Here is a 25,170-nt window from a genome sequence, read left to right on the forward strand (position 1 = left end):
CTTATTTACTTTTTTCGGTTTCTATATACATACCGATTACTTCCTTACGATCTATGTAATGGGTATGCAGTAATTTATGGGCTTTCGGTCCGCAAGGCTCTCCCAAATACTCGCTGTATAATTGCTGGATATACGGATTCTCATGGCTCTTGCGAAGCGGTTTGTTAGCGTCTTCCCGGTAAAGAGCGGAAGCACGCCGGCGAAGTACCTCCATACGGCCTCGGTGGAACGGTTGTCCACCACCGCCGATACAGCCTCCCGGACAAGCCATCACCTCGATCGCATGATAAGGAGAGGTACCGTTCTTCACCTCCTCGATCAATTTGCGGGCATTCCCCAGACCATGAGCGATACCGATCTTTACCGGAGTCCCATTAAAATCGATCGTAGCGCTACGAATACCTTCCAGCCCGCGTAACTCCTCGAAGTCCACTTTATCCAGATTTTTCTTCGTATATAATTCATAAGCTGTACGGCAAGCGGCCTCGATAACACCGCCGGTAGTACCGAAGATCACGCTCGCTCCGGTAGATTCACCCAACGGGCTATCGAACTCACCATCCGGCAGTTCATTGAAATCTATATTCGCATAACGGATTAAACGGGCTAACTCACGGGTATAGATCGAATAATCTACATCGGGATTACCTTCCACGCTAAACTCCGGGCGGCTAGCCTCATACTTCTTCGCCAAACAAGGCATGATAGATACGACTACCAAATCCTTACGGTCCACTCCCAACTTCTCGGCGAAATAACTCTTGGCGATCGCTCCGAACATTTGCTGCGGGCTCTTGGCTGTAGATAAATTATCCCGTAACTCGGGGAAATGTTGTTCCACAAAGCTAACCCAACCCGGACAACAACTCGTCATTAACGGTATTTTCACCTCTTTGTCTCCATTTAGGTAACTACCTAGGCGATGTAATAATTCCGTACCCTCTTCCATAATGGTCAAGTCGGCGGCAAAGTCCGTATCGAATACATAATCAAAACCCAATTGACGCAAAGCTGAAACCATCTTGCCTGTAACCAATGTACCCGGCTCATACCCGAAATCACGTCCCAACGCTGTGCGAACCGCCGGCGCTGTCTGGGCGATAACAATTTTAGTAGGATCGGCCAAAGCGTCCAAGACCGGCTGTTGCGTATTACGTCCGCTAAGCGCGTTTACAGGACAGACGGATACGCATTGTCCACAATACGAACAGGTACTTCCGGCCATATCCCGTTCAAAAGCAGTCGATACGGCCGCGTTAAATCCACGGTTCACGGCAGTCAAGGCGCCAACTGTCTGTATCGTATTACACATGGTCTCACAGCGGCGGCACATGATACATTTGTTCATGTTCCGCACAATGGAAGGGGAACGGTCTATCGTAAATGTGGACATCTCTCCCTTATACCGGATCTCACGGATTCCTAAGTCATGTGCGATCTTTTGTAACTCGCAATGTCCGTTGCTGCTACATGTCAGACATTCCGCCGGATGATTCGAGAGGATCAGCTCCATCACCGTCCTACGGGCATTCATCACCCGGGGGGTATGTGTCCGTACGACCATGCCTTCCGTACATTCCATCTTACAGGATGGGGCTAGATTTCTACGTCCCTCGATCTCTACGACACAAATACGGCAAGCTCCCGGATTATTCTCGTAGTGCAAGTCCTCCAGTTTCATATAACAGAGTGTCGGGATGTGGATACCTACACTTTTTGCCGCATCTAAAATGGTGGTTCCTCTCGGCACTTCCACCTCTTTATTATCTATGATTAATTGAATTGTTTCCATGCTTATAAATAAATTTAGTGGACATAAATCGCTCCGAACTTACACTTCTCCATACAGGTACCGCAACGGATACAAGCTTGCGGATCGATAATATGAGGAATTTTCCGTCCACCTGTAATCGCATGCACCGGACAAACACGGGCACAGAGCGTACATCCTTTACATTTCTCCGGATTGATGAAATATTGAGTAAGTTCCCGGCATTGATGAGACGGACAACGATGCTCCCGGACATGCGCCAGATATTCATCGTAGAAATTATCCATCGTAGATAAAACCGGATTCGGAGAAGTCTGTCCCAAGCCGCATAAAGCGGTATCCTTAATCACCATCGCCAGATTCCTTAGACGGGTCAAATCCTCTTCGGCTCCGTTTCCACTCGTAATTTTCTGCAATATCTCATGTAAGCGTTTATTACCGATACGGCACGGTGCGCATTTACCGCAAGATTCCTCGACCGTAAAGTCCAGATAGAACTTAGCCATGGCTACCATACAATCATCCTCGTCCATGACGATCATACCTCCGGAACCCATCATGGAACCAGCGGCAAGCAAATTATCATAATCGATAGGAAGATCAAGATGCTTTTCAGTCAAGCAACCTCCTGACGGGCCACCGGTTTGCACAGCCTTAAACTTCTTTCCATCCTTGATACCTCCCCCAATTCCAAAGATAACCTCACGCAAAGTCGTACCCATAGGAACCTCGATCAGCCCCACATTGTTTACCTTTCCAGCCAAGGCGAACACCTTTGTTCCTTTGCTTTTCTCCGTTCCGATACTACTGAACCATTTAGCGCCTCTTAACAAGATCACCGGGATATTTGCGTAAGTCTCTACGTTATTTACATTGGTCGGACAACCTTTATACCCGTGTTCACTAGGGAACGGCGGCTTTACGGTAGCCTCGCCTCGCAAACCTTCCATACTGTGGATCAAAGCAGTCTCCTCTCCACAAACAAAAGCTCCGGCACCGTACCGGATCTCGATATCGAATGAGAAATCAGTCCCAAATATATTCTCGCCCAGCAATCCATATTCTTTCGCTTGCCGTATGGCGATTTTCAAACGTTCCACGGCTAGCGGATATTCGGCACGGATATATACCAAACCTTTGCTAGCTCCCGTACAATATCCATTAATCGCCATAGCCTCCACAATCGAATGCGGGTCGCCCTCCAATATGGAGCGATCCATAAAAGCGCCCGGGTCACCCTCGTCCGCATTGCAAACCACGTATTTTTGAGGTGCTTGTACCTTACGGGTAATCTGCCATTTCAAACCTGTGGGGAAACCACCGCCCCCACGACCCCGTAAACCGCTATCCATGATTTCCTTGATTACTTCCTCGGGAGTCATTTCCACAAGGGCTTTTCCTAACGCTACATAGCCGTCACGAGCGATATACTCATCGATATTCTCAGGGTTGATAAAGCCACAATTTCGAAGGGCGATTCGTAGCTGTTTCTTATAGAATCTGATATGCTTGGAGTCCGGAACCAGCTCACGGGTCTCTGGATTCATATAAAGTAACCGTTCCACTTTACGGCCTTTTACCAAATGCTCCCGTACGATCTCGTCCGCATCCGATGGTTGAACTTGTACGTAAAAAGTGTTATCGGGGATCATCTTAACCACCGGACCCTTCTCGCAGAAACCGAAGCATCCGGTACGGATCACTTGTGTATCCTCTAATCCGTATTGCTCGACGGCGGCTCTCAGATTCTCGATGATCTGCTCGCTTTGTGATGCACGACAACCTGTGCCACCGCACACCAATATATAATTCGTGTATTGTGCCATTTATGTAAGATATTAAATTTCTTATTCGGGTTTTACGGTGGTGTAAGTTACAGGAATGATGCCGTCTACCAAGATACCCTTACGGATATACTTATCTATGATCTCTTCTACTTTTGCCTTATCAACATAACCGAATACCAACGGCTCCTGACCCGGAAGCTTGATTTCGATAGTCGGTTCCGCATAACAATAGCCCATGCATCCGGTTTGAGTTACCAACGCATCGATTTTCTGCCGGTCTAAAACCTCGATAAAATAACTCATTATCTCCTTGGCTCCGGCAGCTATACCGCAAGTGGCCATAGAAACCTTAATTTGTACGAGCTGATCAGGGGTATTGCTTTTTTCACGCAGATCCAAAGACGCACGAAGAGATTCACGCATTTTCTTGAGATCATCTAATGTCTTTACTTTGTTCATGGTCATATTCTATTATTTAAGGAAAACACCGTAATGTCATTTGCACAAACATACGGAATCTCTTTCAAATAATATCATATTTCCGTGAATTTTTCTTCGACACGTGATTGAGATATCTTGGAATTGGGAGGTACACTATGGGTGAGCCAGATGTTACCCCCGATAATAGATCCTCGGCCAATAGTGATCCGTCCTAATATGGATGCGTTGGAATAAATGGTCACATAATCCTCGATGATCGGATGACGGGGTAAATCTATCGGAAGTCCTTCCTCGTCCAGCGTAAAACTCTTAGCTCCTAACGTCACACCTTGATAAAGGCGGACATGGTTTCCGATAATGGCGGTTTGTCCCACGACAATACCCGTTCCATGATCGATACTGAAATATTCTCCGATCTGCGCCCCGGGATGAATGTCGATCCCGGTTTGCGAGTGTGCCATTTCCGTAATGATACGCGGGAGTACCGGTACGCCTAGCTCGAATAATTCATGAGCGACCCGTTGATGTAAAAGCGCGTAGACCGCCGGATAACAGAATATAATCTCACTCACGCTCTTGGCTGCCGGATCACCATCCAAGATGGCCTTTACATCGGTGGACAGTAAATATTTGATATGAGGAATCCGGTTAATAAAAGCGATCGAGATCTCGGAAGCCCGGTCCTTGGAATCACAACAACGCTCTACCTCAAAACAAAGTCCATTATATATTTGCTCTTGCAAGAGATCATAGATCTTTTCCAAATAGACTCCCGTATAATATTGGATAGAGCCTAATTGAGCCTCTTGTTCCGTACCAAAGAATCCGGGGAAGATAACCGTACGTAATAGGCGCATGATCTCATGCAACGTAGCGACTGAAGGCGATGGCTTCTGATGCAACGGGATATATTTGTATTCCGGTAGATCAGGAGCCGACAGCCGTTCTACGTTCTTCTGTATCTGTTCTAAAATCGCTGTTCTATTCATCTTTAATTATCCCAAGTAGGATCGTAACTGATTAATGAGTTAGAGGCATTGCCCAAACCGATATAGATATAATTATCCAAGACATACATGCAATGTACAGACCTGTTAGCCGCTGGTAACTGGGATTTCTGGCTCCAGTTCTGAGAGTCCGGATCATAGCGCCAAATATAACCGTCCCCGTCTACGCCATATACGTAATTACCATAAGCGATAGCACATAAAAGCATCCTTCCGGGGAACGAAGCCTCCTTTTCCCAAGCTACAGCGTTCTTGTCTGTAGACCAAAACTGTGTCGTATATTCCAAAGAAGGATCCGCTTTATTAATAATCCCCAGTCCGGCATATATACGGTCACCAATTACAACGGATATTCCGCCGTATTGTTTAATCGGGAAATTAGATTTCTTGCTCCAAACGAAAGCGCTCGGTTCATAAGTCCAGACTTCATCGATTAGTTCGTTACCTCTACGTCCACCTATGAGGAACGCCTGATCTTCCATTCTGCAACATGCCGTCCGATACATACCTTTAGGCCGTTGCTGGTCTGTTTGTACGGCGCTCCAAGAATTATCGGACGTGGAGTATACATATAAACTGTCACATATCTTTCCCGTGTTATCTAAACCACCAAAAGTCCATAGGCCAAATCCGATACTGAAACATGCTTGGCCCGATAATTTCTCAGGCTGAGACCTTAAGGGCAACCATTCTTTCTTAGAGGTCATATATCCCCAAAACTCATCGGTGTATTCCCTACCCGTGTCACCGCCTAATAAGAATCCCGTGCTATTAGCCAAGGTACAGAAAGAGGTAGATCCCGGTATCCGGAAAGCTCCCTCAAACCTTGCCCCTACTCCAAATATATCCGGAGTTTGGAAGCGAACTTCCTCTCCGTAAGCGATACCATTCTTATTTTTAGCGTAAGCTCTTAAATAATAGCTCGTGCCTCCTCTCAATTCCTTTATCGTACCCGTAAACGCTTGTGTACCGGAAGAAAGAGCTACCGCTCCTTCACAATTACCAAAGGCCGGACTAGGACTAGTTCCCCAACATACACCAGCCTCTGTAACCGGTGAGGCACCTTCGGCTAAGACCTCTCCTCCTACCCATGCGGTACCGTTTTTAATAGTAGACACCTCCTTTGTATTAACTGTAGGCAACTCACTTTCCAGAATCGTATGGATACCTTCGCCTGCGCTATAGGTAGTACCTAAAGCGTTTGTCGCATAAGCACGTACGTAATACCCTTTCTGCTGTTGCATATCATAGATTTTCCCGGCAAATTCTCCGATACCCGCTCCGCAAATAATCGTATCCCCATTTTCTATTGTCGGTGATTTATCAGTACTAAAGCAGAAACCACATGCCGTGATCGGAGAATCTCCCTCGCTTATTATTTCCATGGAGAACTCCGCATAGGTAAACTCTGTCGCTATTTTCTTGAATTTGTTATCATCTAATACAGGACGACCATTCGTAGTCTTAAAGGTCTCGACTTTCGCCCCGTTATACTCACCATATTTACTTTTTGCGTAAGCTCTAACGTAATAGGTAGTTTCCGGTTTTAAATCGGAGATCGTACAATAGAACGAATCGGCTTCCATGTCTATACGAATCGTGGAGTCAGATGCTGAAGGCTCCGGATTCAGCATTAAGTAAATACCCCTTTCCTCGATTTCGGCTTCTCCTTGTTTGGTTATCATACCTCCGCATTGAACGGAAGTAGACATCACGTTGACTGGAAATAAGGTCTTAACGCTTCCTAATCCATCTTTCGTCTTAAAAGGTAAAATCTCTCCATAAGCGGTATCTACCGCATTGATCGCATAGGCCCGGATATAGTAATCCAGATCATTGGTTAAGCCCTCGATCGTAGCCTCATATTTTACCTTACGCTTGGATACGGCTTTTTTATTTTTCTCTATCACAGTAAAGGTAGATTCCGTGCTCCAACAAAAACCGGCCTCTGTCACGGGAGCGCCGTTTTCTTGCAGGACCTCCCCCGATACTGTCACTGAACTAGCCGTGGACTTCAATATCTCGTCTGTCTTAACAGACGGTTTTTTAGCGTTTCGAATGCCACCATCTATATCCGGATCATTCACGCATCCGGCCATTAATAAAGCCGCAAATAGAATAGAGAAGAGTGAGTATATATGTTTCATAAATAATCAATATTAAAAGAATACACCTAAGCCAGCGTTTAGATCCAAGTACTTAAAATTAACCGTGTTGCATCCAACGCTAATAAATACAGAGTTCGTTATTTTCATCATCAAGTCAACCTCGGCAGCGACCCCTTTGTATGAGGAATCAATATTCCGGCACCATACCTCTCGTGTACTGTCGTAGTTTTCATAGGAATGGGTCGTGAACGAATGTAGTAAAGCTCTTTCACCATATCCCAAACCAACGGAGGCATATAACCACGGAAAGCATTTTACGATTAAACCGGCCGTTCCGGCTATACTATTTGTCTTCGAGGATTTACCTGTATTAAGCTCATAAGATTCCCCTTCCGAATTAGAGAACTTAATAATCTGCCCTTGGTTATTACATTCGTCCGTATAATTCATAAAAGACATATTCGTCTTGAAACGGACATACCAACCGAAGCGTTGCCCCATACCTCCTACCGTGATTCCATAAGGAGATTCGATCGAATACGAGTATCCCGCGAAAAACTCCATTCGTTTCTTAGGGGATACCGCCGCGGAATCTATTGGTTGGGCCGCCGGTTCCGCCGGCTTTAACAATATCTCTTGGTATTCTTTCCAATAGGTTGCTAGCTCCTCACTTTTAGGGGTTCCGATACCTTCCGAATAATAAATGATTAATTTAGAGATGGCATCCGGATCATCTTCCGTAGCTTTGACCGTCAGGCAGTTTAAACATTTATTCATCAAGCTACGCATGGAAGGCCGCATTCGCTCGTTGGAAAGCCAAATCGTAGTCAGCTGATCAATACTGTATGCGTCGCATTGCGATACGCCTTCCTCGTACCACATTTTAGCGTCACTATAATCAAGACGTTTCATCGCTTCATCTCCCTTACGGTTGTATTCCGTACGCTGTTGCGCCAGCAGTCCGAGGGGAAATACCGCACATATCATCAATATCCAAAGTCTTTTCATATAATAGGTAAATACATGTTTAGTTGTTCATAATATTACAATCAATAATAAGTAAGGCCTTCGCTAATCAATGATCCGTCAGAATTATAAATATCAAACAAATTGTCTTCCCGTTCGAATGCCCGGCCGTTATCCGCGATACCGACACTTAGGTATTTGCAAGGAATACGTTCCTCGGCTTTCGAATCGATCGCCCCGTATCTGTTATTTGACTTCTTGCGTACGATCTTATATCGTCCGAAAGCCATTTTCTCCTCATACAGGGCCTTTTTGTCCGCTATACGTTTCTCCTCGGTTTTCTCATCGCAAGCGATAATCAACCGGACTACCTCTTCCGTAAGTTTCGTATCCTTTGCCTCCGACAAATCTTTCTTAGCTCCCGAATAATCAGCTTTGGCCATTTTTTCCTTACCGGAGGCGATTAACGAGTTATATTTCTCATTCATCTCATTTTCCGATGGCTGATCCGGGAGAACATTCTCTTCTATCGTATGCTCTGTTTCCATAGGTCGTTTCTCTTCCACTTTAGGCTCTTGTTTCTCCGCTTTCTTTATCTCAGAGATAGGAGGTTCCGTATGTAGAACTGGGTGATCTGGCATTTCTACTTCTTTTGAGACATTGCTATCCGGCTCCACAGCTGAAGGTAAATCAATACTCTCGACAACCTCTTTTGTGGGCCTATTGCTATGCACTAAAAGAGCCGTAGCGGATCCTACAACGACAAATATAGCGATTCCGATAGGAATTATTTTCTTTCTGGAATTATTCTTTTCTGTTATTGGCTCCACGGCAGGTGGATTAGCCACATTGACAACAGTCTCTTCATCATCCGATCCTACTAATTTAGAATCTACAGGTGATGAATAAACCACCGTTGTTTCCTCATTCACAATCTCGGGAGATGGACTTGGGACAACCTGAACTTCCTTTTCCGCTTGAGAAAAATCCAAAGACGCCAACATCTCGCCCACCGTCTCAAAGCGATCCGCAGGAATGATTTGCATCGCTTTTATGATAACAGCCTCTGTTTTCGGGCTGATCGCCGCATTGATTTCAGAGGGGTTTCGCAAAGGACGTGCGGCACGTAGTATAGATTCTGTAGGGATTGTTCCCGTTAACAGATTATACATCGTGGCTCCCAAGGAATAAATATCCGGACGGGGCGAGAACACTTGTGTTCCTTCGTTATCGTATTGCTCTATGGATGCGAATCCTTTAGAAAGGGTTAACATCGTAGTGCTGGTCTCTTCCTGCTCGATATCGTAACGTTTGCTGACTCCGAAATCGATCAAGCGGGCGTTCCCGTTCTTATCGATCAAGATATTGCTAGGCTTGATATCCAGATGCAAGATACTCTTATCATGAACGAATTGTAACGCCTCGCCAATTTGCCGTACATATTTAAGGACCGTAGCTTCGGGCAATATCCCGTTTTTCTCAAGCATATATTTTAGCGAGAAGCCGGAAATATACTCCATGGCAATATAAGCCGTATTGTTTTCCTCGAAAACCTCCAACACGTTTACGATATAGGGATGGTGAACTTCCGATAGGATCTTTGCCTCTTTGATCAGTTTTTCCTTGAACTTGTTAAATAAGACCTTTCCCGTCTCCGAATGTACTTTTACGGCTTGGGAACCGGGTTCTCTATAACAATAATCCTTGAAGAAATATTCCTTGACACAGATAGGGACCTCCGTCTTTACGGTACCTAAAGATCCTTTAACCTCTGTGTACCAAACTCCTCTGTAGGTTATGCCAAAACCACCTTGACCAACCACATGAGTAAGTCTGTATTTTCCGTTTTGAAGAAGATGTCCGTCTGGCAGATTCATAACCTTGAATAATTCCATTTAATCTGCCAAAAGTACGTTATTTATATAAAAGAATAAAGAAAAGAGAGAATATTTTGCTTAAAACCCATGCTATCTTCCACTTTTTGAATAGTTATGATATAAAAAGAAAAATTATCCCGAGTCTTGCCGTCACAGGCTTCCATGAGAGCGTCCTTTATTTCCGGAACAGATAAACGACCATTAAATATCTCTGCGATCTTTTCATTCTTCAGTCTTTCAAGAACCCCGTCCGTACAAAGAAAGAGGAAATCGTCGGGTTGAATATCGTTCAAGGTAATAATGTCCGCTTCTGTTGGAGTATGAGTGCCTTGTATAGCCCGGATAATCACATTCCGCTGGGGGTGGGTTAACGCTTCTTCCGGAGTGATCTTACCTAATTTAACCAACGAATTTACCAATGAATGATCTTCTGTTTGATATAAAATCTCCCCCTTCCTCAGATGATAGATCCGGCTATCTCCGATATGAGCCAATACGATTCCGGAAGAAGCGATATAGGCCATGGTGAGCGTAGTAGCCATACCCATCGCTTCCGGATGCTCTTGAACATAGGAGTCGAAACAGACTTCCGCATAATGTACGGCTTTATGGATAAACTCTGGCGTGGGATCATCCTTTAGGAACGTAGAAAAGAAAGTTTGTATGGACTCGCAAGCTAATGAGCTGGCTACCTCCCCTTTCTCGGCTCCACCCACACCATCGCAAACCATAAACAATTTTTGGTCAAGGGTCACTTGTTCGGGAAGCGGGTAAATGGAATCCTCGTTATTCGATCTGCCTCCTTTTTCCGTAATAGCACATGGCTTACCGATCGTTATAATCATAACAAATGAGTTTTATTCATTAAAACGTAAGACGGTGCGACCAATAATAATCTCGTCATTATCATTGAGCACGACCACCTCGCCATTCTCTAGGTAACTGTTATTATATAACGTATGGTTTTTACTATTATTGTCGGTAAGGAAATGTTTATATCCACCTTTTGAATCTTTTTTCACCTCAATGCAAATATGCTCGCGACTCATCGTGCGATCAGCCGTGATAATTGGCATCGTAGCTTGTGAGGCGTTCGACTTCCGGCCAATGACAACCTTCCCTTCGTGAAGAGGAAACGCTTGTTCAGGTGTATCGGCGTCTGGAAGAACCGTCAGTCTGCCGATTCCAGTCTTGACAGGTGTCACTAAAATCGTATCGGAATCGACTTCCTGATGATTACTTTTCTCGGATAATAAGGACAAAGGAATAGGCTCTTTGCATTTCGGACACTTAAAGGAGGTAATGCCGAGGGGAATCTTCCCCTCGGCTACCTTTAATCCTACATGGCAATGTGGACATTTAACTGCGATCATACGATAAACGAAATATCTGCGCCATCCATATCCGTAGAGTACAGATCCATCATATCTGTATCGGAAAGCATAACCGTATCGTCCGCCAATGTTATAAAGTCTGAATGATCGAAAGACTCGATGCTACTATCGTCTATAACTATGGCGTCGCCTAGGTCGACACCTCCTCCTTCCACGTCTATTATGACAGCATCCGCTGGCATGACGTCATTGCCGTCTAAAGTTACGAATGTATATTCCTCTTCTTGCATAACCTTTGTTCCTAATATATTAATATTCCGAAAACAAAAGTACAAAAAGCAATGGATTAATAAACTTGTTATTCTCTCTTATAATCAAACATTTGGGTTTCATGTACAAAAGAGGCTGTTTTACTATACGAAAAGAAAAGGCTCATTCTCTCACCCATTTGGCCTTACAGGAAGAAACTGGGCATTGCTTTCGGTTTTTCAATGATTCCCAAGGGATCTCACCCAAGAATGTCCCACATTTCGGGCAAACATAGTCTATCTTAAATTGATTGGCGATATCCTGCAATTGCTGGGGAATCTTGGCCGACTGCTTGGCTCCTAGATAGATTCCTACCGTAGGGGCACAAATCGTTATCAGGAGGCTGATGCCGAATAGCTCCGGGCTACCTTTCCCTAAGAAGCCTATCACGACCCCCACTATTCCGGGCAAAGCAAATGGTAAGGATTGAAATAATCTGGTCTTAAACTGATTAGAGGATTGAATCTTAACTTTTGCTTGAATATAATCATCGTAGACTTTTTTCAATGCGGCAAATTCATCGCTATAATCATTATTGTATTTAAGCACCTCGGAAAGATTTAATACATAGCTATCCCCCAAGCGAATATGATCCGTAGGAGTAACACGTTTCTTTACGATCTGGGCACCATTCACGAACGTACCGTTAGTAGATCCCGTATCCTCCAATAATAAGTTGCCACCATCCTCACGTATCAGACGGGCATGATGGCGGCTTACATGAGGATCGTTTGCAATAAAATCGTTGTCTTTTGCTTTTCCTATCTTTATAATCATCGTCTTATTCCTTTTCCTCTTCCTCTTGAGGCTTTCCCATCTCCTTCTCAAGATTATCTTTCAGCACTTTCAACGGATCCTTGGATATTACCAACTCTTTAGGCTTACCCTCTTCCGTCAATAATAATAAACGCTGCTTAGGGAGATTTATTTGTAAGATATGATTTTTATTTATGATATGACTTTTTCCGACACGCATTAATATCTTGTTACAACCAGCGACCTGCTTCTCTAAGATCTCTTCTATTTTTCCGATATTTATAGCGAAGGTAAATTGGATGCCATTTGACAACAATAGTTTCGTATAGTTCCTGTCTGCTTCAAAATAAAGGATCTGACCAATCTTAATGCGCAACAACTCATCCCTTGTTTTTATAATTAAATACCGCTCCATACGTAGAAATTGTTTTTTCGTTTCTCTTTCAAAAACAAATATACGGTATTTTCTTTATTTAATAGGTATCTTTTGGGGGAAAGATTGGTAAAGTGCACCAAAAACAAGAGCCTTTTCCCTGCTCAGAAGAGACACCGATACGCCCTCCCAGCCTTTCAATTATATTTTGGCAGATAGAAAGTCCAAGCCCTATGCCTTGCTTTTGGTTTCGTCCTTTATAAAAACGATCGAACACATGAAGTTTTATTTCCTCCGACATTCCTTCCCCCGTATCGGTCACGGATAACAGAACCTCGTTCTCCATGGCTTGATATGACAAGATGATGCTACCTATAGAGGTGTACTTTATTGCGTTTGTTATAAAATTGCCAAGAACTTGTTTCAAACGGATACGGTCAGAGCGTAATAAAAAGGAATTCAAAGATTCCGGATAGGTCAAAGCTACCCCTCTCGGTACTTTGATCTGGAAAGAAGCTACCGTTTCTACAATAAGTTGTCTTAGATCAAATTCCATGAAATCAAAGGTCATGGTACCAGACTCGAGCTTAGCCAGATCCAATACATCATTAACGATACCCAATAATAACTCATTATTGGTCTGAATAAGATTAATATACTCTTGTCTTAGCTCACCATCCTCTTCATCCCCTAAAAGAGAAGAGAATCCGACAATAGCGTTTAATGGCATGCGGATCTCATGGCTGATGTTTGCCAAAAAGGAGGATTTCAAACGCTCTGATTTCTCGGCCTTCAGCATTCGTTCTTCCATCGCTTTCAGTTCAGATATATCATAATTCATCAGTAATAGGATGGGGCTTGATTTCTCCAGACCCGCCTCCATTATATCCAGACGAATCCATTTCCATCCCTCGCCATCCTTGACCCGGGCTTCCCGTTGATCATGATCAGTTTCTCCGTGGACAAGTCGGCTCAAGGAAGTTTTCAAGCATTCACGGTCTTCTGGCTTGACATTGGAATATATGCCTACTATCTGGCTCAATGGAGTTCCCGGAACTTCACCCATATTCAGATACCATTGTTCCATCGCCACTCCTTCCCCAGTGGACAAATCATACTTTGCGCAGCCGATCTTGGCACGATGACTTATCTGAGGAAAAAAAGGCTCGAACTCTATGCCTAATGTCGTTTTCATATATATCCGTTCTCATTATATTTATGCAAAAAGAGGGTTTAGCCATAAAAAACGAATGAATTAATCGTTCGTTTTAATTAGTCGTTTATATCGATTATTTTATAGGGAACATATAGGTTTAGTAAAATACCCCAAAAACCGCATCAAAATTATATTCTAAAGTCTTTTTGACTTTCATAAGTAAATGTTTTTTGCGATATTTGCAAACGACTAATTAAAACGAACGATTAAACTAGTCGTTTTGTTGCCTTCCCCTCCACTTCAATATCCTGATATATAAGATTATACCATATGACTATAAAAAAATAGAGGGTAGATTGATCACTCAATCCACCCTCCTGTCTACCGTGTGCTTAAACTATTAAAAATCAACCCCTTGATTAGTCTTCTAGAGCCGCTTGCGCCGCTGCGATACGAGCTATGGGCACTCTAAAAGGTGAACATGATACGTAATTCAAGCCAACTTTATGGCAGAACTTAACGGAAGAAGGCTCACCACCATGCTCGCCGCAAATACCACATTTCAAATCCGGACGGATGGCACGACCTTTCTCAGTTGCCATACGAACCAGCTGTCCTACACCATTTTGGTCTAGTACTTGGAACGGATCGACCTTCAAAATCTTCTTCTCTAAGTAAACCGGTAAGAAGGAAGCGATATCGTCACGAGAGTAACCAAATGTCATCTGAGTCAAATCATTCGTTCCGAATGAGAAGAATTCGGCGCTGGAAGCGATACGATCCGCTGTCAATGCCGCACGAGGAATCTCGATCATCGTACCTACCTTGAATTCGATACGATCGCCAACTTCCTTGAATAGCTCTTCGGCCGCGGTACGGATCACCTTCTCTTGTTCCTTGAATTCATATAAGATTCCTGTTAATGGTACCATGATTTCCGGTTTAGCCTCAATACCTTCTTTCTTCAAATCCAAAGCGGCACCTAAAATGGCCCGAGTCTGCATTTCCGTAATTTCCGGATATGTATTACCTAGACGGCAACCACGGTGACCCAACATCGGGTTATGCTCGCAAAGAGATTCCACACGTTTTTGGATCTCCTTAACGGACACGCCCATTGTCTCAGCCATTTCCTCTTGACCTTTCAAATCGTGAGGAACGAACTCATGCAAAGGAGGATCGAGCAAACGAACGGTAACAGGACATCCGGCCATAGCCTTGAAGATACCCTTAAAGTCCTCTTTCTGATAAGGAAGGATCTTCGCCAACGCTTTCTTACGACCTTCAGCGTCCTCGGCCAAGATCATCTCACGCATAGCTTTGATCTTCTCACCTTCGAAGAACATATGCTCCGTACGGCAAAGGCCAATACCAACGGCACCGAAGCTACGAGCGATCGAAGCGTCGTGAGGCGTATCAGCGTTTGTACGAACTTGTAATTTTGTATATTTATCGGCTAAAGCCATTAGCTCCGCGAAGTCACCTGACAACTCTGCCGCTTTCGTCTCGACCTGTCCTACATAGACTTCCCCGGTCGTACCATTGATAGAGATATAATCACCTTCTTTCAAGGTTACGCCATCGACGTCTACAGTCTTGTTCTTATAATCGATATTCAAGGCACCAGCGCCGGATACACAGCACTTACCCATGCCACGAGCCACGACAGCGGCGTGAGAAGTCATACCTCCACGAGCGGTAAGGATACCTTCGGCGACAGCCATACCGGCCAAGTCTTCCGGAGAAGTCTCAATACGGACCATGACAACCTTTTTGCCATCGGCATGCCATTTAGCGGCATCATCAGCGAAGAATACGATCTGTCCGGTAGCGGCACCCGGTGAAGCCGGCAAACCTTTTACCCATACTTTCGCCTGTTTCTCGGCTTTTTTATCGAATACTGGGTGAAGCAACTCATCCAGTTTATTCGGCTCGATACGGTTCAACGCTGTTTTCTCGTCGATCATGCCTTGATGCAATAAGTCGATAGCGATTTTCACCATAGCGGCACCGGTACGTTTGCCGTTACGGGTTTGCAAGAACCAAAGTTTACCCTCTTGTACGGTAAACTCCATATCTTGCATATCCCGATAATGATCTTCCAATTTCTCTTGGATAGCGTCTAATTGCTTATAGATTTCCGGCATGGCTTCTTCCATGGACGGATATTTAGCGATACGTTCTTCTTCTGAGATTCCGGCACGTTCAGCCCAACGTTGTGAACCGATCTTCGTAATCTGTTGCGGGGTACGGATACCTGCTACAACATCCTCACCTTGAGCGTTAATCAAGTACTCGCCATTGAACAAGTCCTCACCATTACCCGCGTCACGAGAGAAACAAACGCCTGTAGCGGAAGTATCGCCCATATTACCGAATACCATGGCTTGTACGCTAACCGCCGTTCCCCACTCGTCTGGAATACCTTCCATCTTACGATACAGGATAGCACGCTCATTCATCCAGCTATTGAACACGGCACAGATAGCGCCCCACAATTGTTCATAAGCGCAAGTCGGGAAATCCTGTCCGGTCTGGGCCTTAACGGCTGCCTTAAATTTAGAGACCAATGTTTTCAAATCTTCAACGTCAAGCTCGTTATCTAACTTAACGCCTTTCGCTTTCTTTACTTCCTCGATGATCGCCTCAAACGGATCGATATCCTCTTTGCTTGTCGGTTTCATGCCTAATACGACATCTCCGTACATTTGAACGAAACGACGATAAGAGTCCCAAGCGAAACGAGCGTTGCCCGTCTTACGAGACAATCCTTCCACTACCTCGTCGTTCAAGCCAAGGTTCAATATCGTATCCATCATACCTGGCATGGACGCACGGGCACCGGAGCGAACTGAAACTAACAGAGGATTGGCAACATCACCGAACTTAGAGTTCATTAACGTTTCGATATTAGCGATCGCCTTCTCAACATCCGCTTTCAGCAACTCTACGACTTTATCTTTGCCTAACTCGTAATACTCTATACAAACTTCTGTTGTAATCGTGAATCCCGGAGGAACCGGTACACCAATCAGATTCATCTCGGCAAGGTTAGCGCCTTTACCACCCAGCAGATTTCTCATATCTGCCTTACCTTCGGCTTTTCCATTTCCGAACGTGTAAACTCTTTTTCTTTCCATATTCGACAGTATTGAATTTAGATTCTAGTTTTGTTGATTTCAACTGTTATATTGCTATCTCAACTTTGCAATGCTGCAAATATATGCTATTTCTACTTTGCAAGCACGAATAGCGTTAAAGATTTTTACATGTTTTACAACTATTCTTTACCATTTATATCCAGCAAATGCTTACATTTGCGTGCGGAAGTTTGTTGACGCTTCCATTTCCCATCGGATTTCCCGCCTATCTCTTTGCCCCTTACATATAATTATATGATCTTTTTCTTTTATTTGTGTCTATTTATTTCCAATAGGAAGACTCAGGAGTTTTTTGCTGAAGAAACTTTAGTTTCTACAGCATGAAACTAAAGTTTCTCCCTAGTGGAACTAAAGTTTTTCTATAGCAAAACAAAAGTTTTCCTTATAAGAAATTTTAAGAAACTGCAATATATTGATTTATAAACACATACTATACATCCCTTTCTGTCCATAATCATATCTTCATCAATCTTGATAGAATAACGAGAACTGTTTGCCGGACTCATTTAAGTATATAGAACGAAGCTCTTTGTTCTTAGCGGAATTGTAAGTATTTTCGCGAAGCGAATTTAAAACTTAACGACATTGGCAAGAAAGAAGAAACAGTTGCCTATATTAGAAAAGGTAACCATTACGGACGTAGCCGCCGAGGGCAAGGCTATCGCGAGAGTGAACGATATGGTGGTATTTGTACCCTTCGTCGCTCCGGGAGACGTGGTTGATATTCAACTGACCCGTAAGAAGAATAGTTATGCGGAGGGGAAACCTGTATATTTCCATGAGTACTCGGCCAAACGTGCGGAGCCGTTTTGTGAGCACTTCGGTGTCTGTGGAGGTTGCAAGTGGCAACATCTTCCCTATGAGGAACAACTTTACTATAAGCAAAAACAGGTCTACGATAATCTTACCCGCATCGGGAAAGTCGAAATGGAAGAGAAACTTCCGATCTTAGGTTCCGAGCGCACGACTTTCTACCGGAACAAGCTTGAGTTTACTTTCTCAAACAAGAAATGGCTTACGGAGGAAGAGATCCAGTCCGGTGCTTCTTTCGATTGCATGAATGGTGTCGGGTTTCATATACCGGGGATGTTCGATAAGGTATTGGACATCCATAAATGTTGGTTGCAAGATGATATATCGAACAAGATCCGTCTTTGCGTCAAGGAATATTGCCTATCTCATGAGGGATATCCTTTCTTCGATTTACGGAACCAAGAGGGATTCGTTCGTACGTTGATGATCCGTACGGCATCCACTGGGGATTTGATGGTCGTATTGGTTTTCTTCCATGAGGATGTAGAGCGCAGGGAAGCGTTATTATCTCATCTGGCGGAACGATTCCCGGAAATCACGTCCTTGATGTACGTCATCAACGGCAAATGTAATGACACGATCACCGACCAAGAAGTTCTCGTATTCAAGGGAAAAGATCATATCATCGAGGAGATGGAGGGGCTTCAATTCAAGGTAGGTCCTAAGTCTTTCTATCAGACAAACAGTGAACAGGCTTATAATCTATATAAAGTGGCTAGAGAATTTGCGGGTCTTACCGGAAATGAGATGGTGTACGATTTATATACCGGGACAGGTACGATCGCAAATTTCGTCTCTCGCCAAGCAAAGAAGGTTATCGGCATCGAATACGTACCGGAGGCTATCGAGGACGCAAAAGTGAATTCCGCCTTGAACCATATAGAGAACACGCTTTTTTATGCCGGTGATATGAAAGATATCCTTACGCAGGATTTCATAAACCAACACGGACGTCCGGATGTTATTATTACCGATCCACCACGTGCCGGTATGCATGATGATGTGATCAACACTATTCTCTTCGCCGAGCCGGAACGTATCGTTTACGTTAGCTGCAATCCTGCTACGCAAGCCCGCGATTTGAGTTTGTTGAGCGTGAAATACTCCGTCAAGAAAGTCCGTCCGGTCGATATGTTTCCTCATACACATCATGTGGAGAACGTGGTTTTGCTTGAGAAAAAATAAACATATAATATAATGTATAGGAAATACGTCCCCTTTCTGCTCTTTTTGTTCTTCTTGTATGGTTGCAACGGTAACAAACAAGAGGAGAAAGAGGACGTTTCCGTTTTCGTGGATTTACCGCAACTGAAAGCGGAAGGCGAGATCACGGCGGTGACTTTATACAGTTCTACCTCCTACTTCCAATATAAGATGCAACCCATGGGTTACGAATACGATCTGATAAACGATTTTGCCAAGAGCCAAGGTTTGAAATTAAACATCAAGGTCGCCGAGAATCCTGCCCGTCTGATCGAGATGCTAGAAGCCGGCGAGGTCGATGTTGTAGCCTACCCTATCCCAATCAATAACAAGCTGAAACAAGAGGTCATTTATTGCGGCCGGGAGGATATCTCCAGTCAAGTATTGATACAACGGGCCAATAAAGGCGATAAGCTTCTTACCGATGTCACTCAATTAATCGATAAGAATGTTTACGTAAAGCCTAACACCAAATACTCCGAACGACTGAAGAACTTGGATGAGGAACTCGGCGGAGGAATCCATATCCAAAAAGTGGAAAATGACTCCATTGCTACCGAAGATCTTATCGAGATGGTCTCCTTGGGCGAAATTCCCTATACGATCAGCGATGATAACACCGCCCGCCTAAACAAGACTTATTATTGGAATATCAATGTCGACCTAAAGGTTAGTTTTCCCCAACGCTCTTCATGGGGGGTAAGGAAAAGTAGTCCGGACTTGGCGAAGGCCATCGATGAATGGGCTTCTGATAAAACGGGTAAACATTCTTTCAAGGCAGTTACTAAGCGGTACTTTGAATTAAGCAAGCAACCTTTTACCGCAGATATTCCGGAGGTAAAGAATGGACATATTTCCCCGTATGACCCTTTATTCAAGAAACATGCGAAAAACATCGGATGGGATTGGCAGCTGTTGGCGTCTATTTCCTATCAAGAGTCTCATTTCAATCCTACGGTTGTATCGTGGGCCGGTGCCGAGGGGCTTATGGGAATCATGCCAAATACAGCGAAGGCATTAGGTGTCACCCCGCATGAATTGAAAGATCCGGATACGGGAATCCGTACGGGAGTAGATTGTTTACGGCGCTTCCGTCAAGGTTTTTCTGAGATTACGGATCCTGAAGAAAAAGTCAAGTTTACCCTAGCGGCTTACAACGCTGGGATCGGACATATTTACGATGCGCAGCGATTGGCCCGAAAATATGGAAAAGATCCCAATAAATGGGATAATAATGTAGCGGAATATATTCGTTTGAAAAATGATCCCGAGTATTATAACGATCCTGTTTGCAAGCATGGATACTTGCGTGGCTCAGAAACATATAATTACGTGCGGGAAGTGTTGGAGCGTTATCATTACTACAAGAAAAAGTCATAGTTATAAAAAAATTCATAGCTATGAGTGAAAGTAGTCATAACTATGAATTTTCTGCAAGTAAATGCCACTTAAAAATTATAGGCGACACCTATGCCTAATATTTCCTTGAACTGGACCTTCGCCCCCCGTTTCTCTCCATTATCCTCAAAAGTTTTCACGTCGTTATCATATTTAAGCGTCGTATTGAGTGTAGCGGACAGGAATTTATTAATCTTCATGCTTATCAATACATCCCAATTGACATCGATATTTCCGAATTGATCGCTATAAGGAGTGAAAAAGTCCGCAGTCGTAATCAAGTTCACGTTTTCCATCACGGTTAATTCCGCACGAGCTTTCAGGTAAGCTCCCCATTCCATTCTGAAGCGATCTCCCGGATCGACCCCGAAAGCTCCTAACTCAGAAAGGTAATCATCCTCCACGAAAGTCATCTTCGTGGAAGCCGGAGAAAGATAAACCGAGTAATTGCTTTTGGGACGATATTCCATACCTACGGAGATATTCGAATACGCCGGCGCAAAGAAGTTCGATATATAATGTGTCTTATCCGGATAATTATATCCTTTGGCAAACTGGGTGTTTAAATCTCCCATCAACGTATAATACCATACATTATTGGTGGAATATCCTAATTGGGTAGACAGGGTTATATTATCGGTACTTTTCCTCATTCCCTGCGATTTAGTCTTTGATAATCCGTAATCGAGAGCGAGATTGGTTACCCATAACCAGTCACCGGTTTTATGTGTTAATGCCCCATTCAGATACGCATTTCCGGCAACAGAGTTCTCACCGCCAGCCGACCAATTCGACATCGCCGTTTGCGACAAGTTCAAACCTGTCACACCTTTCAGTACCCATTTGCCTTCCTCATATCCTTTATCATCCGTTTGACCATATGTGATTGTCGTTAATGCGACAAACAATGTCATGAAGAATATACGTTTCATATTGTGATATATTTTAGTTATTAAAAAATAAGACGTCCTATCATTTAAACAGGTTTGATTAATTTTTGTTTAGAAAAGCCTAAAGTTGAAAGGATGTCACATTTGTTACACCTTTATATGGATAAACCCCTTATTTTTGTATCCGATAATTAAGTAATTTGATTTATGGAACAGTTACATGCACACGAAGTCCTTCATATGATGGAGGGTAATAGTTATTCAGAAGCTTCTTTAAAAGAAGCGATCGTTAAGACTTTTGGTGAGGATCAGCGTTTCTATACTTGTTCGGCGGAAAATATGGATGCGGATGAGTTAATCGTATTTCTGAAACAAAAGGGGAAATTCATGCCTATCGAAAATGGTTTCACGGTAGATATTACAAAGGTTTGTAATCATTAAAGATTCTACGACACTATCAATGACTTTAGGCTAAATTCTTTTGATTTAGCCTAAAGTTAAAAAAGACTTTCGATTCTACTCAATGGACAATACTATTCCTATAAATAATCGCAAATAATTTTTGCATCAATTCATAATCTTTATCAGAGACATAACTTAGCCTACGGTTACCCGCATGATTTATCATCCAGACAAAAGACTCTATATACTTTAGTATCTTACTTGAATTATCACTTTTTATACGTGACAAATAATCCATTTTTCCTAAAAGATAATTACTCACTTTAAGAACACTCATCTTATTACAAGTTTTGTATTATCAGGTTGTTTTTTATCCATGATTGATCCTATACGGGTAAAAGTGTGAGTCCGAAAACCTACCATACCTGCGGGCCTTCCAACAAACATTCTATAGGCCTTTTATGTTATGGTTATAAAATGGTCTATTTATGCTTACTGGTTTTTTAAATACCTTAGCGACAATAATAAGTGTGACAAGCCTTCTGATTGTCACCTATGGTGCATTAATCGGAGTCATCTCATTTTTCAGAAATGAGCTTAAGCGACTTACTGGTAATTATTCCATTACTAACATAAGAAAACTAAGAGCTGTATTCGGTACATACTTACTTCTCGGACTAGAATTTTTGATAGCGTCAGATATCTTAAAAACAGTATTGGAGCCAACACTTAATGAATTGGCCATTTTAGGTGGAATAGTCGTGCTGAGAACAGTTCTGTCTGTCTTTCTGAATAAAGAGATCAAGGAACTAGAAACTGAAAATAAAGATACCGAGTAGATCCCATAAAGTTTTCAAGGGAAAGTACAGAAAAATGGCGCTTAAGTCTTGCATGAACAGGATTTAAACGCCATGAAGTAAAGTTAGAAAACCAAACCGCTCGGCCTTCACAGGTGAAGCGGAAGTGGATATATTGCCTTAAACTAATACCTTATATTATTACAACCAGATTAAAGGTCATAATGTTTATGCTTTTGATGAATTTCAATAGCCAAAATAAAACAGAAAATAAAAATCCGCATCCAGCGTCACTGCTACATGCGGATCCAAAATAACAAACTCTTACAAGAGTTAGGCACTACATAAAGTTGTATTATACTAATAAGCAGACTGAACCGCATCAAAGTGTTGATTCCTTATGTTGTTTTTTTCTCATCATTTACATATTCCAAAATGTCGCTTGGCTGACAGTCTAATGCTCTACAAATTGCCTCTAGGGTACTAAAACGAATTGCTTTCGCCTTTCCCGTTTTTAAGATAGAAAGGTTAGATAATGTCAAACCAACTCTTTCAGAAAGTTCGTTCAAAGAAATCTTCCGCTTTGCCATCATTACATCTAAGTTTACAATAATAGGCATAATTAAACTGTTAAGTCATTCTCTGATTTCATATCTATCGCATTTTGCAATAATTTTTCAAATACAGCCACGGCTGTCGCAACTACGATAGCGACAAAAGTAGTTACGATACAAATGGCAAGAAAACCTGCGGGGTCATCTTCTGTATTATGGGTCAACCTTATAAATAGTCCTGCCACCACGATTAAAATACTTAGTAAGATCGCACAATGCTTTATGTTCTTTAAATTCTTTACAGAGTTTGTTGAAAATACTTTATTTTGCCCAATATAACCGAGCAACCTAAAAGCATTGTACAACGCAACAAAAAAAGCCATTGACGCTCCATATCCATATAAGATAAATGGATCAGCGTAAGTACTAAATAAATCTAGGTGTGTGGCTCGTCCCTCAGTTAAGGGAAACCAAATCAAAATAATAAGTGCCACAATACCGATAAGAACAATAACTGTTTGAAGAAATGCTGTTGAAATTCTTTTCATGACGTATGATGTTAATTTTAAACGACGTTGCAAATGTAACAAATATTTATTGATAATCAATAAATAAATACCGAAATTCAAAAAACAGTCTCTTTCTCAAGCTAATTAAAAAATCTGGACTTGAATCGCCAGTGTAGTGTCGAAGTACAATGATCTCCCATTTGGAAGGGAGAATGGGAATAGAAGAAAAAAAGAACGCCTACCTAAAAAGTGGTAGACGCTCATTGCATACGGTTATTGGGACAAATATAGAGTTTATTTCTATCTTGGATTATCCTATTCATTAATAACTACTTCATCTCTTCTCCCTTTTCATTAAAGATAGCGATAGCCTCCTTGCCCTCGATTACCAAAATCACCTTAAAGAGTTTCCCTTCAGTCTTTTCCGCAACATATACCTCTTGGATCACTGAATCCGGATAAGATTTCTCTATGGATTGCGTAACTACTCCCGGAAGATCCTTTACCTCGACCTTAACAAAGTCATCTTGATTAACCTCACAAGCGATTACCACTGAATCAACACTTGTCTCTGCGGCAAATGCGCTGAAACTACCAATACCCATCATCAATACTACTGCAACTAATACCTTTTTCATGACTCTTGATTTTTAATTAAACAATCTATTCATATTAACGTAATCAATAGATATAGAACAACGGATATGCCAAATTTCGCCTATCTACAGATAGTCATGACACACAACATCTTATATTTTAGCATTAACATATGAATTGGGATATTACGGGATTTTATGGGACATTTTTGGGTAATTATGCCCCAAAAGTCCCAATTCATTGCCATAACCCTTGTAAAACATTTGTGAAACAAATTATCTGTTTTTGAGCAAACAGAGTTAGACAAAAACGATATATTTAGCCATCTAAATTCTATTGAAAGCCAGATTCCATGCGGAAACAAATAAAAATCCGCATCCAGCTTCACAGCTACATGCGGACCAAACAAATAACAAACTCTACTTATATGAAAAAACAAATACTACTAACAAATTATTATACGATGACTACTATCAAGGTGACTTCTGAGTCATTTTATAGTATAACAGAAGATTGTTTGAAAAGGTTCACCAGTAATTTCTTTTAGTCTGAGAGCTTTTCTTTTTATCGACTGTTTGAATATAAAACATTTCAAGCTGCAAATTGTTTTACAAACAAAGATAAAAATGATGATTGATCGGTTTGAGGCATGATTAAGAAGTTATTTTCTATATTATTGTTTATGATAATGCTTTTTGCCTTCCGGATGAATGCGGAAGCGGATGAGGAACACTTTTCTAACGGTTCCTATCGTTAGCGCACTAGAATTAACATTAAATGAAAGCGCTTCCGACGCTATGGTTGGTGGAGCGGTTACTCAAAACGACAAATTTCAAGTAAAACACGGCGATTACTCCTAAATCTTTAGGGATAATCGCTTTTTCATGAATAGATTTCAAGTAAAATTAGGACATTTATCCAATTATATCCGTAATTTTAGCCCAATTAAATCAATAGCAAT

23 protein-coding genes are annotated in these 25,170 nt (G+C 42.5%); 5 read left to right on the top strand and 18 right to left on the bottom strand.

Translation table 11 applies throughout. From position 1 onward, the window contains the following. Position 1 precedes the first annotated feature (1 nt). The 14 genes from CI959_RS17770 to ppdK form a co-directional block, all read right to left on the bottom strand. Positions 2 to 1,792, bottom strand: coding sequence for an NADH-dependent [FeFe] hydrogenase, group A6 (locus CI959_RS17770; RefSeq protein ID WP_005857035.1), 1,791 nt, complete (start codon positions 1,790 to 1,792; stop codon positions 2 to 4). 14 nt (positions 1,793 to 1,806) lie between these two features. Then, the gene (locus CI959_RS17775; protein ID WP_005857037.1) at positions 1,807 to 3,597 is read right to left on the bottom strand and encodes an NADH-ubiquinone oxidoreductase-F iron-sulfur binding region domain-containing protein; all 1,791 of its coding nucleotides are present in this window, start codon (positions 3,595 to 3,597) and stop codon (positions 1,807 to 1,809) included. Positions 3,598 to 3,618: 21 nt separating this feature from the next. Then, on the bottom strand, positions 3,619 to 4,017 hold the full coding sequence (locus tag CI959_RS17780) for a ferredoxin (protein WP_005857039.1): 399 nt from the start codon (positions 4,015 to 4,017) through the stop codon (positions 3,619 to 3,621). 74 nt (positions 4,018 to 4,091) lie between these two features. Further along, positions 4,092 to 4,988 (bottom strand): serine O-acetyltransferase, encoded by an 897-nt coding sequence (locus tag CI959_RS17785; RefSeq protein WP_005857041.1) that lies wholly within the window; start codon positions 4,986 to 4,988, stop codon positions 4,092 to 4,094. Between the two features lie 2 nt (positions 4,989 to 4,990). Beyond that, complete coding sequence (locus CI959_RS17790) at positions 4,991 to 7,153, bottom strand: kelch repeat-containing protein (RefSeq protein WP_005857043.1); 2,163 nt, start codon at positions 7,151 to 7,153, stop codon at positions 4,991 to 4,993. Between the two features lie 12 nt (positions 7,154 to 7,165). After that, a complete protein-coding gene (locus CI959_RS17795; RefSeq protein ID WP_008779854.1) occupies positions 7,166 to 8,122 on the bottom strand; it encodes a hypothetical protein in 957 nt (318 codons plus the stop codon). Between the two features lie 41 nt (positions 8,123 to 8,163). Beyond that, the gene (locus tag CI959_RS17800) at positions 8,164 to 9,957 is read right to left on the bottom strand and encodes a serine/threonine-protein kinase (protein ID WP_158593295.1); all 1,794 of its coding nucleotides are present in this window, start codon (positions 9,955 to 9,957) and stop codon (positions 8,164 to 8,166) included. A gap of 41 nt (positions 9,958 to 9,998) precedes the next feature. Then, positions 9,999 to 10,802, bottom strand: a complete 804-nt coding sequence (locus CI959_RS17805; RefSeq protein ID WP_005857050.1) for a PP2C family serine/threonine-protein phosphatase — start codon at positions 10,800 to 10,802, stop codon at positions 9,999 to 10,001. A 12-nt stretch (positions 10,803 to 10,814) separates the two neighbouring features. Then, positions 10,815 to 11,330, bottom strand: coding sequence for an FHA domain-containing protein (locus CI959_RS17810; protein ID WP_005857052.1), 516 nt, complete (start codon positions 11,328 to 11,330; stop codon positions 10,815 to 10,817). Further along, the gene (locus CI959_RS17815) at positions 11,327 to 11,581 is read right to left on the bottom strand and encodes a hypothetical protein (protein ID WP_005857054.1); all 255 of its coding nucleotides are present in this window, start codon (positions 11,579 to 11,581) and stop codon (positions 11,327 to 11,329) included. The genes CI959_RS17810 and CI959_RS17815 overlap by 4 nt, the downstream gene beginning before the upstream one ends. 142 nt (positions 11,582 to 11,723) lie before the next feature. After that, on the bottom strand, positions 11,724 to 12,377 hold the full coding sequence (locus CI959_RS17820) for an FHA domain-containing protein (RefSeq protein WP_005857056.1): 654 nt from the start codon (positions 12,375 to 12,377) through the stop codon (positions 11,724 to 11,726). Between the two features lie 4 nt (positions 12,378 to 12,381). Beyond that, complete coding sequence (locus tag CI959_RS17825; protein ID WP_005857058.1) at positions 12,382 to 12,771, bottom strand: LytTR family DNA-binding domain-containing protein; 390 nt, start codon at positions 12,769 to 12,771, stop codon at positions 12,382 to 12,384. Positions 12,772 to 12,829: 58 nt separating this feature from the next. Further along, positions 12,830 to 13,924: a HAMP domain-containing sensor histidine kinase gene (locus CI959_RS17830; protein WP_057317039.1), complete on the bottom strand. Its 1,095-nt coding sequence runs from the start codon at positions 13,922 to 13,924 to the stop codon at positions 12,830 to 12,832. A 380-nt stretch (positions 13,925 to 14,304) separates the two neighbouring features. Then, the gene (gene ppdK, locus CI959_RS17835) at positions 14,305 to 17,025 is read right to left on the bottom strand and encodes a pyruvate, phosphate dikinase (protein WP_005857062.1); all 2,721 of its coding nucleotides are present in this window, start codon (positions 17,023 to 17,025) and stop codon (positions 14,305 to 14,307) included. 606 nt (positions 17,026 to 17,631) lie between these two features. Between ppdK and rlmD the strand changes: the two genes are divergently transcribed. Together rlmD and CI959_RS17845 are read left to right on the top strand one after the other, a co-directional pair. Next, positions 17,632 to 19,044 carry a 23S rRNA (uracil(1939)-C(5))-methyltransferase RlmD gene (rlmD, locus tag CI959_RS17840; RefSeq protein ID WP_005857064.1) on the top strand — a complete coding sequence of 471 codons (1,413 nt, stop codon included), beginning with the start codon at positions 17,632 to 17,634 and terminating at the stop codon, positions 19,042 to 19,044. Between the two features lie 12 nt (positions 19,045 to 19,056). After that, complete coding sequence (locus CI959_RS17845; protein ID WP_005857066.1) at positions 19,057 to 20,442, top strand: transglycosylase SLT domain-containing protein; 1,386 nt, start codon at positions 19,057 to 19,059, stop codon at positions 20,440 to 20,442. 68 nt (positions 20,443 to 20,510) lie between these two features. On the opposite strand, the gene CI959_RS17850 is transcribed toward CI959_RS17845, so the two are convergent. Then, positions 20,511 to 21,392 (bottom strand): DUF3078 domain-containing protein, encoded by an 882-nt coding sequence (locus CI959_RS17850; protein WP_005857069.1) that lies wholly within the window; start codon positions 21,390 to 21,392, stop codon positions 20,511 to 20,513. A 165-nt stretch (positions 21,393 to 21,557) separates the two neighbouring features. Between CI959_RS17850 and CI959_RS17855 the strand changes: the two genes are divergently transcribed. Next, positions 21,558 to 21,791, top strand: a complete 234-nt coding sequence (locus tag CI959_RS17855) for a YecH family metal-binding protein (protein ID WP_005857071.1) — start codon at positions 21,558 to 21,560, stop codon at positions 21,789 to 21,791. 449 nt (positions 21,792 to 22,240) lie between these two features. Continuing rightward, a complete protein-coding gene (locus CI959_RS17865; protein WP_005857075.1) occupies positions 22,241 to 22,591 on the top strand; it encodes a DUF1622 domain-containing protein in 351 nt (116 codons plus the stop codon). A 356-nt stretch (positions 22,592 to 22,947) separates the two neighbouring features. Here CI959_RS17865 and CI959_RS17870 read toward each other — a convergent pair whose 3' ends face one another. The 3 genes from CI959_RS17870 to CI959_RS17880 form a co-directional block, all read right to left on the bottom strand. Continuing rightward, entirely contained in the window at positions 22,948 to 23,169 is a 222-nt protein-coding gene (locus CI959_RS17870) for a helix-turn-helix transcriptional regulator (RefSeq protein WP_005862373.1), read from the bottom strand. A gap of 2 nt (positions 23,170 to 23,171) precedes the next feature. Then, on the bottom strand, positions 23,172 to 23,651 hold the full coding sequence (locus CI959_RS17875) for a DUF2975 domain-containing protein (protein ID WP_010183028.1): 480 nt from the start codon (positions 23,649 to 23,651) through the stop codon (positions 23,172 to 23,174). A 290-nt stretch (positions 23,652 to 23,941) separates the two neighbouring features. Beyond that, positions 23,942 to 24,250 carry a hypothetical protein gene (locus tag CI959_RS17880; protein ID WP_057317677.1) on the bottom strand — a complete coding sequence of 103 codons (309 nt, stop codon included), beginning with the start codon at positions 24,248 to 24,250 and terminating at the stop codon, positions 23,942 to 23,944. A 681-nt stretch (positions 24,251 to 24,931) separates the two neighbouring features. On the opposite strand from CI959_RS17880, the gene CI959_RS21350 reads away from it, so the two are divergent. Continuing rightward, on the top strand, positions 24,932 to 25,069 hold the full coding sequence (locus tag CI959_RS21350; RefSeq protein WP_138995458.1) for a sodium ion-translocating decarboxylase subunit beta: 138 nt from the start codon (positions 24,932 to 24,934) through the stop codon (positions 25,067 to 25,069). Positions 25,070 to 25,170: the final 101 nt, after the last annotated feature.

The sequence above is a fragment of the Parabacteroides sp. AT13 genome (assembly GCF_002272965.1).
GTDB classification, from domain to species: domain Bacteria; phylum Bacteroidota; class Bacteroidia; order Bacteroidales; family Tannerellaceae; genus Parabacteroides; species Parabacteroides distasonis.

Coding starts and splice junctions, on each gene's coding strand:
- CI959_RS17815 (WP_005857054.1), bottom strand. CDS start 11,581: ATGCAAGAAGAGGAATATACATTCGTAACTTTAGACGGCAATGACGTC.
- CI959_RS17855 (WP_005857071.1), top strand. CDS start 21,558: ATGGAACAGTTACATGCACACGAAGTCCTTCATATGATGGAGGGTAAT.
- CI959_RS17830 (WP_057317039.1), bottom strand. CDS start 13,924: ATGAAAACGACATTAGGCATAGAGTTCGAGCCTTTTTTTCCTCAGATA.
- CI959_RS17875 (WP_010183028.1), bottom strand. CDS start 23,651: ATGAAAAGAATTTCAACAGCATTTCTTCAAACAGTTATTGTTCTTATC.
- CI959_RS17775 (WP_005857037.1), bottom strand. CDS start 3,597: ATGGCACAATACACGAATTATATATTGGTGTGCGGTGGCACAGGTTGT.
- ppdK (WP_005857062.1), bottom strand. CDS start 17,025: ATGGAAAGAAAAAGAGTTTACACGTTCGGAAATGGAAAAGCCGAAGGT.
- CI959_RS17870 (WP_005862373.1), bottom strand. CDS start 23,169: ATGCCTATTATTGTAAACTTAGATGTAATGATGGCAAAGCGGAAGATT.
- CI959_RS17880 (WP_057317677.1), bottom strand. CDS start 24,250: ATGAAAAAGGTATTAGTTGCAGTAGTATTGATGATGGGTATTGGTAGT.
- CI959_RS17850 (WP_005857069.1), bottom strand. CDS start 21,392: ATGAAACGTATATTCTTCATGACATTGTTTGTCGCATTAACGACAATC.
- CI959_RS17805 (WP_005857050.1), bottom strand. CDS start 10,802: ATGATTATAACGATCGGTAAGCCATGTGCTATTACGGAAAAAGGAGGC.
- CI959_RS17790 (WP_005857043.1), bottom strand. CDS start 7,153: ATGAAACATATATACTCACTCTTCTCTATTCTATTTGCGGCTTTATTA.
- CI959_RS17795 (WP_008779854.1), bottom strand. CDS start 8,122: ATGAAAAGACTTTGGATATTGATGATATGTGCGGTATTTCCCCTCGGA.
- CI959_RS21350 (WP_138995458.1), top strand. CDS start 24,932: ATGAGGAACACTTTTCTAACGGTTCCTATCGTTAGCGCACTAGAATTA.
- CI959_RS17845 (WP_005857066.1), top strand. CDS start 19,057: ATGTATAGGAAATACGTCCCCTTTCTGCTCTTTTTGTTCTTCTTGTAT.
- CI959_RS17785 (WP_005857041.1), bottom strand. CDS start 4,988: ATGAATAGAACAGCGATTTTAGAACAGATACAGAAGAACGTAGAACGG.
- CI959_RS17825 (WP_005857058.1), bottom strand. CDS start 12,771: ATGGAGCGGTATTTAATTATAAAAACAAGGGATGAGTTGTTGCGCATT.
- CI959_RS17770 (WP_005857035.1), bottom strand. CDS start 1,792: ATGGAAACAATTCAATTAATCATAGATAATAAAGAGGTGGAAGTGCCG.
- CI959_RS17810 (WP_005857052.1), bottom strand. CDS start 11,330: ATGATCGCAGTTAAATGTCCACATTGCCATGTAGGATTAAAGGTAGCC.
- CI959_RS17820 (WP_005857056.1), bottom strand. CDS start 12,377: ATGATTATAAAGATAGGAAAAGCAAAAGACAACGATTTTATTGCAAAC.
- CI959_RS17865 (WP_005857075.1), top strand. CDS start 22,241: ATGCTTACTGGTTTTTTAAATACCTTAGCGACAATAATAAGTGTGACA.
- CI959_RS17800 (WP_158593295.1), bottom strand. CDS start 9,957: ATGAATCTGCCAGACGGACATCTTCTTCAAAACGGAAAATACAGACTT.
- CI959_RS17780 (WP_005857039.1), bottom strand. CDS start 4,017: ATGAACAAAGTAAAGACATTAGATGATCTCAAGAAAATGCGTGAATCT.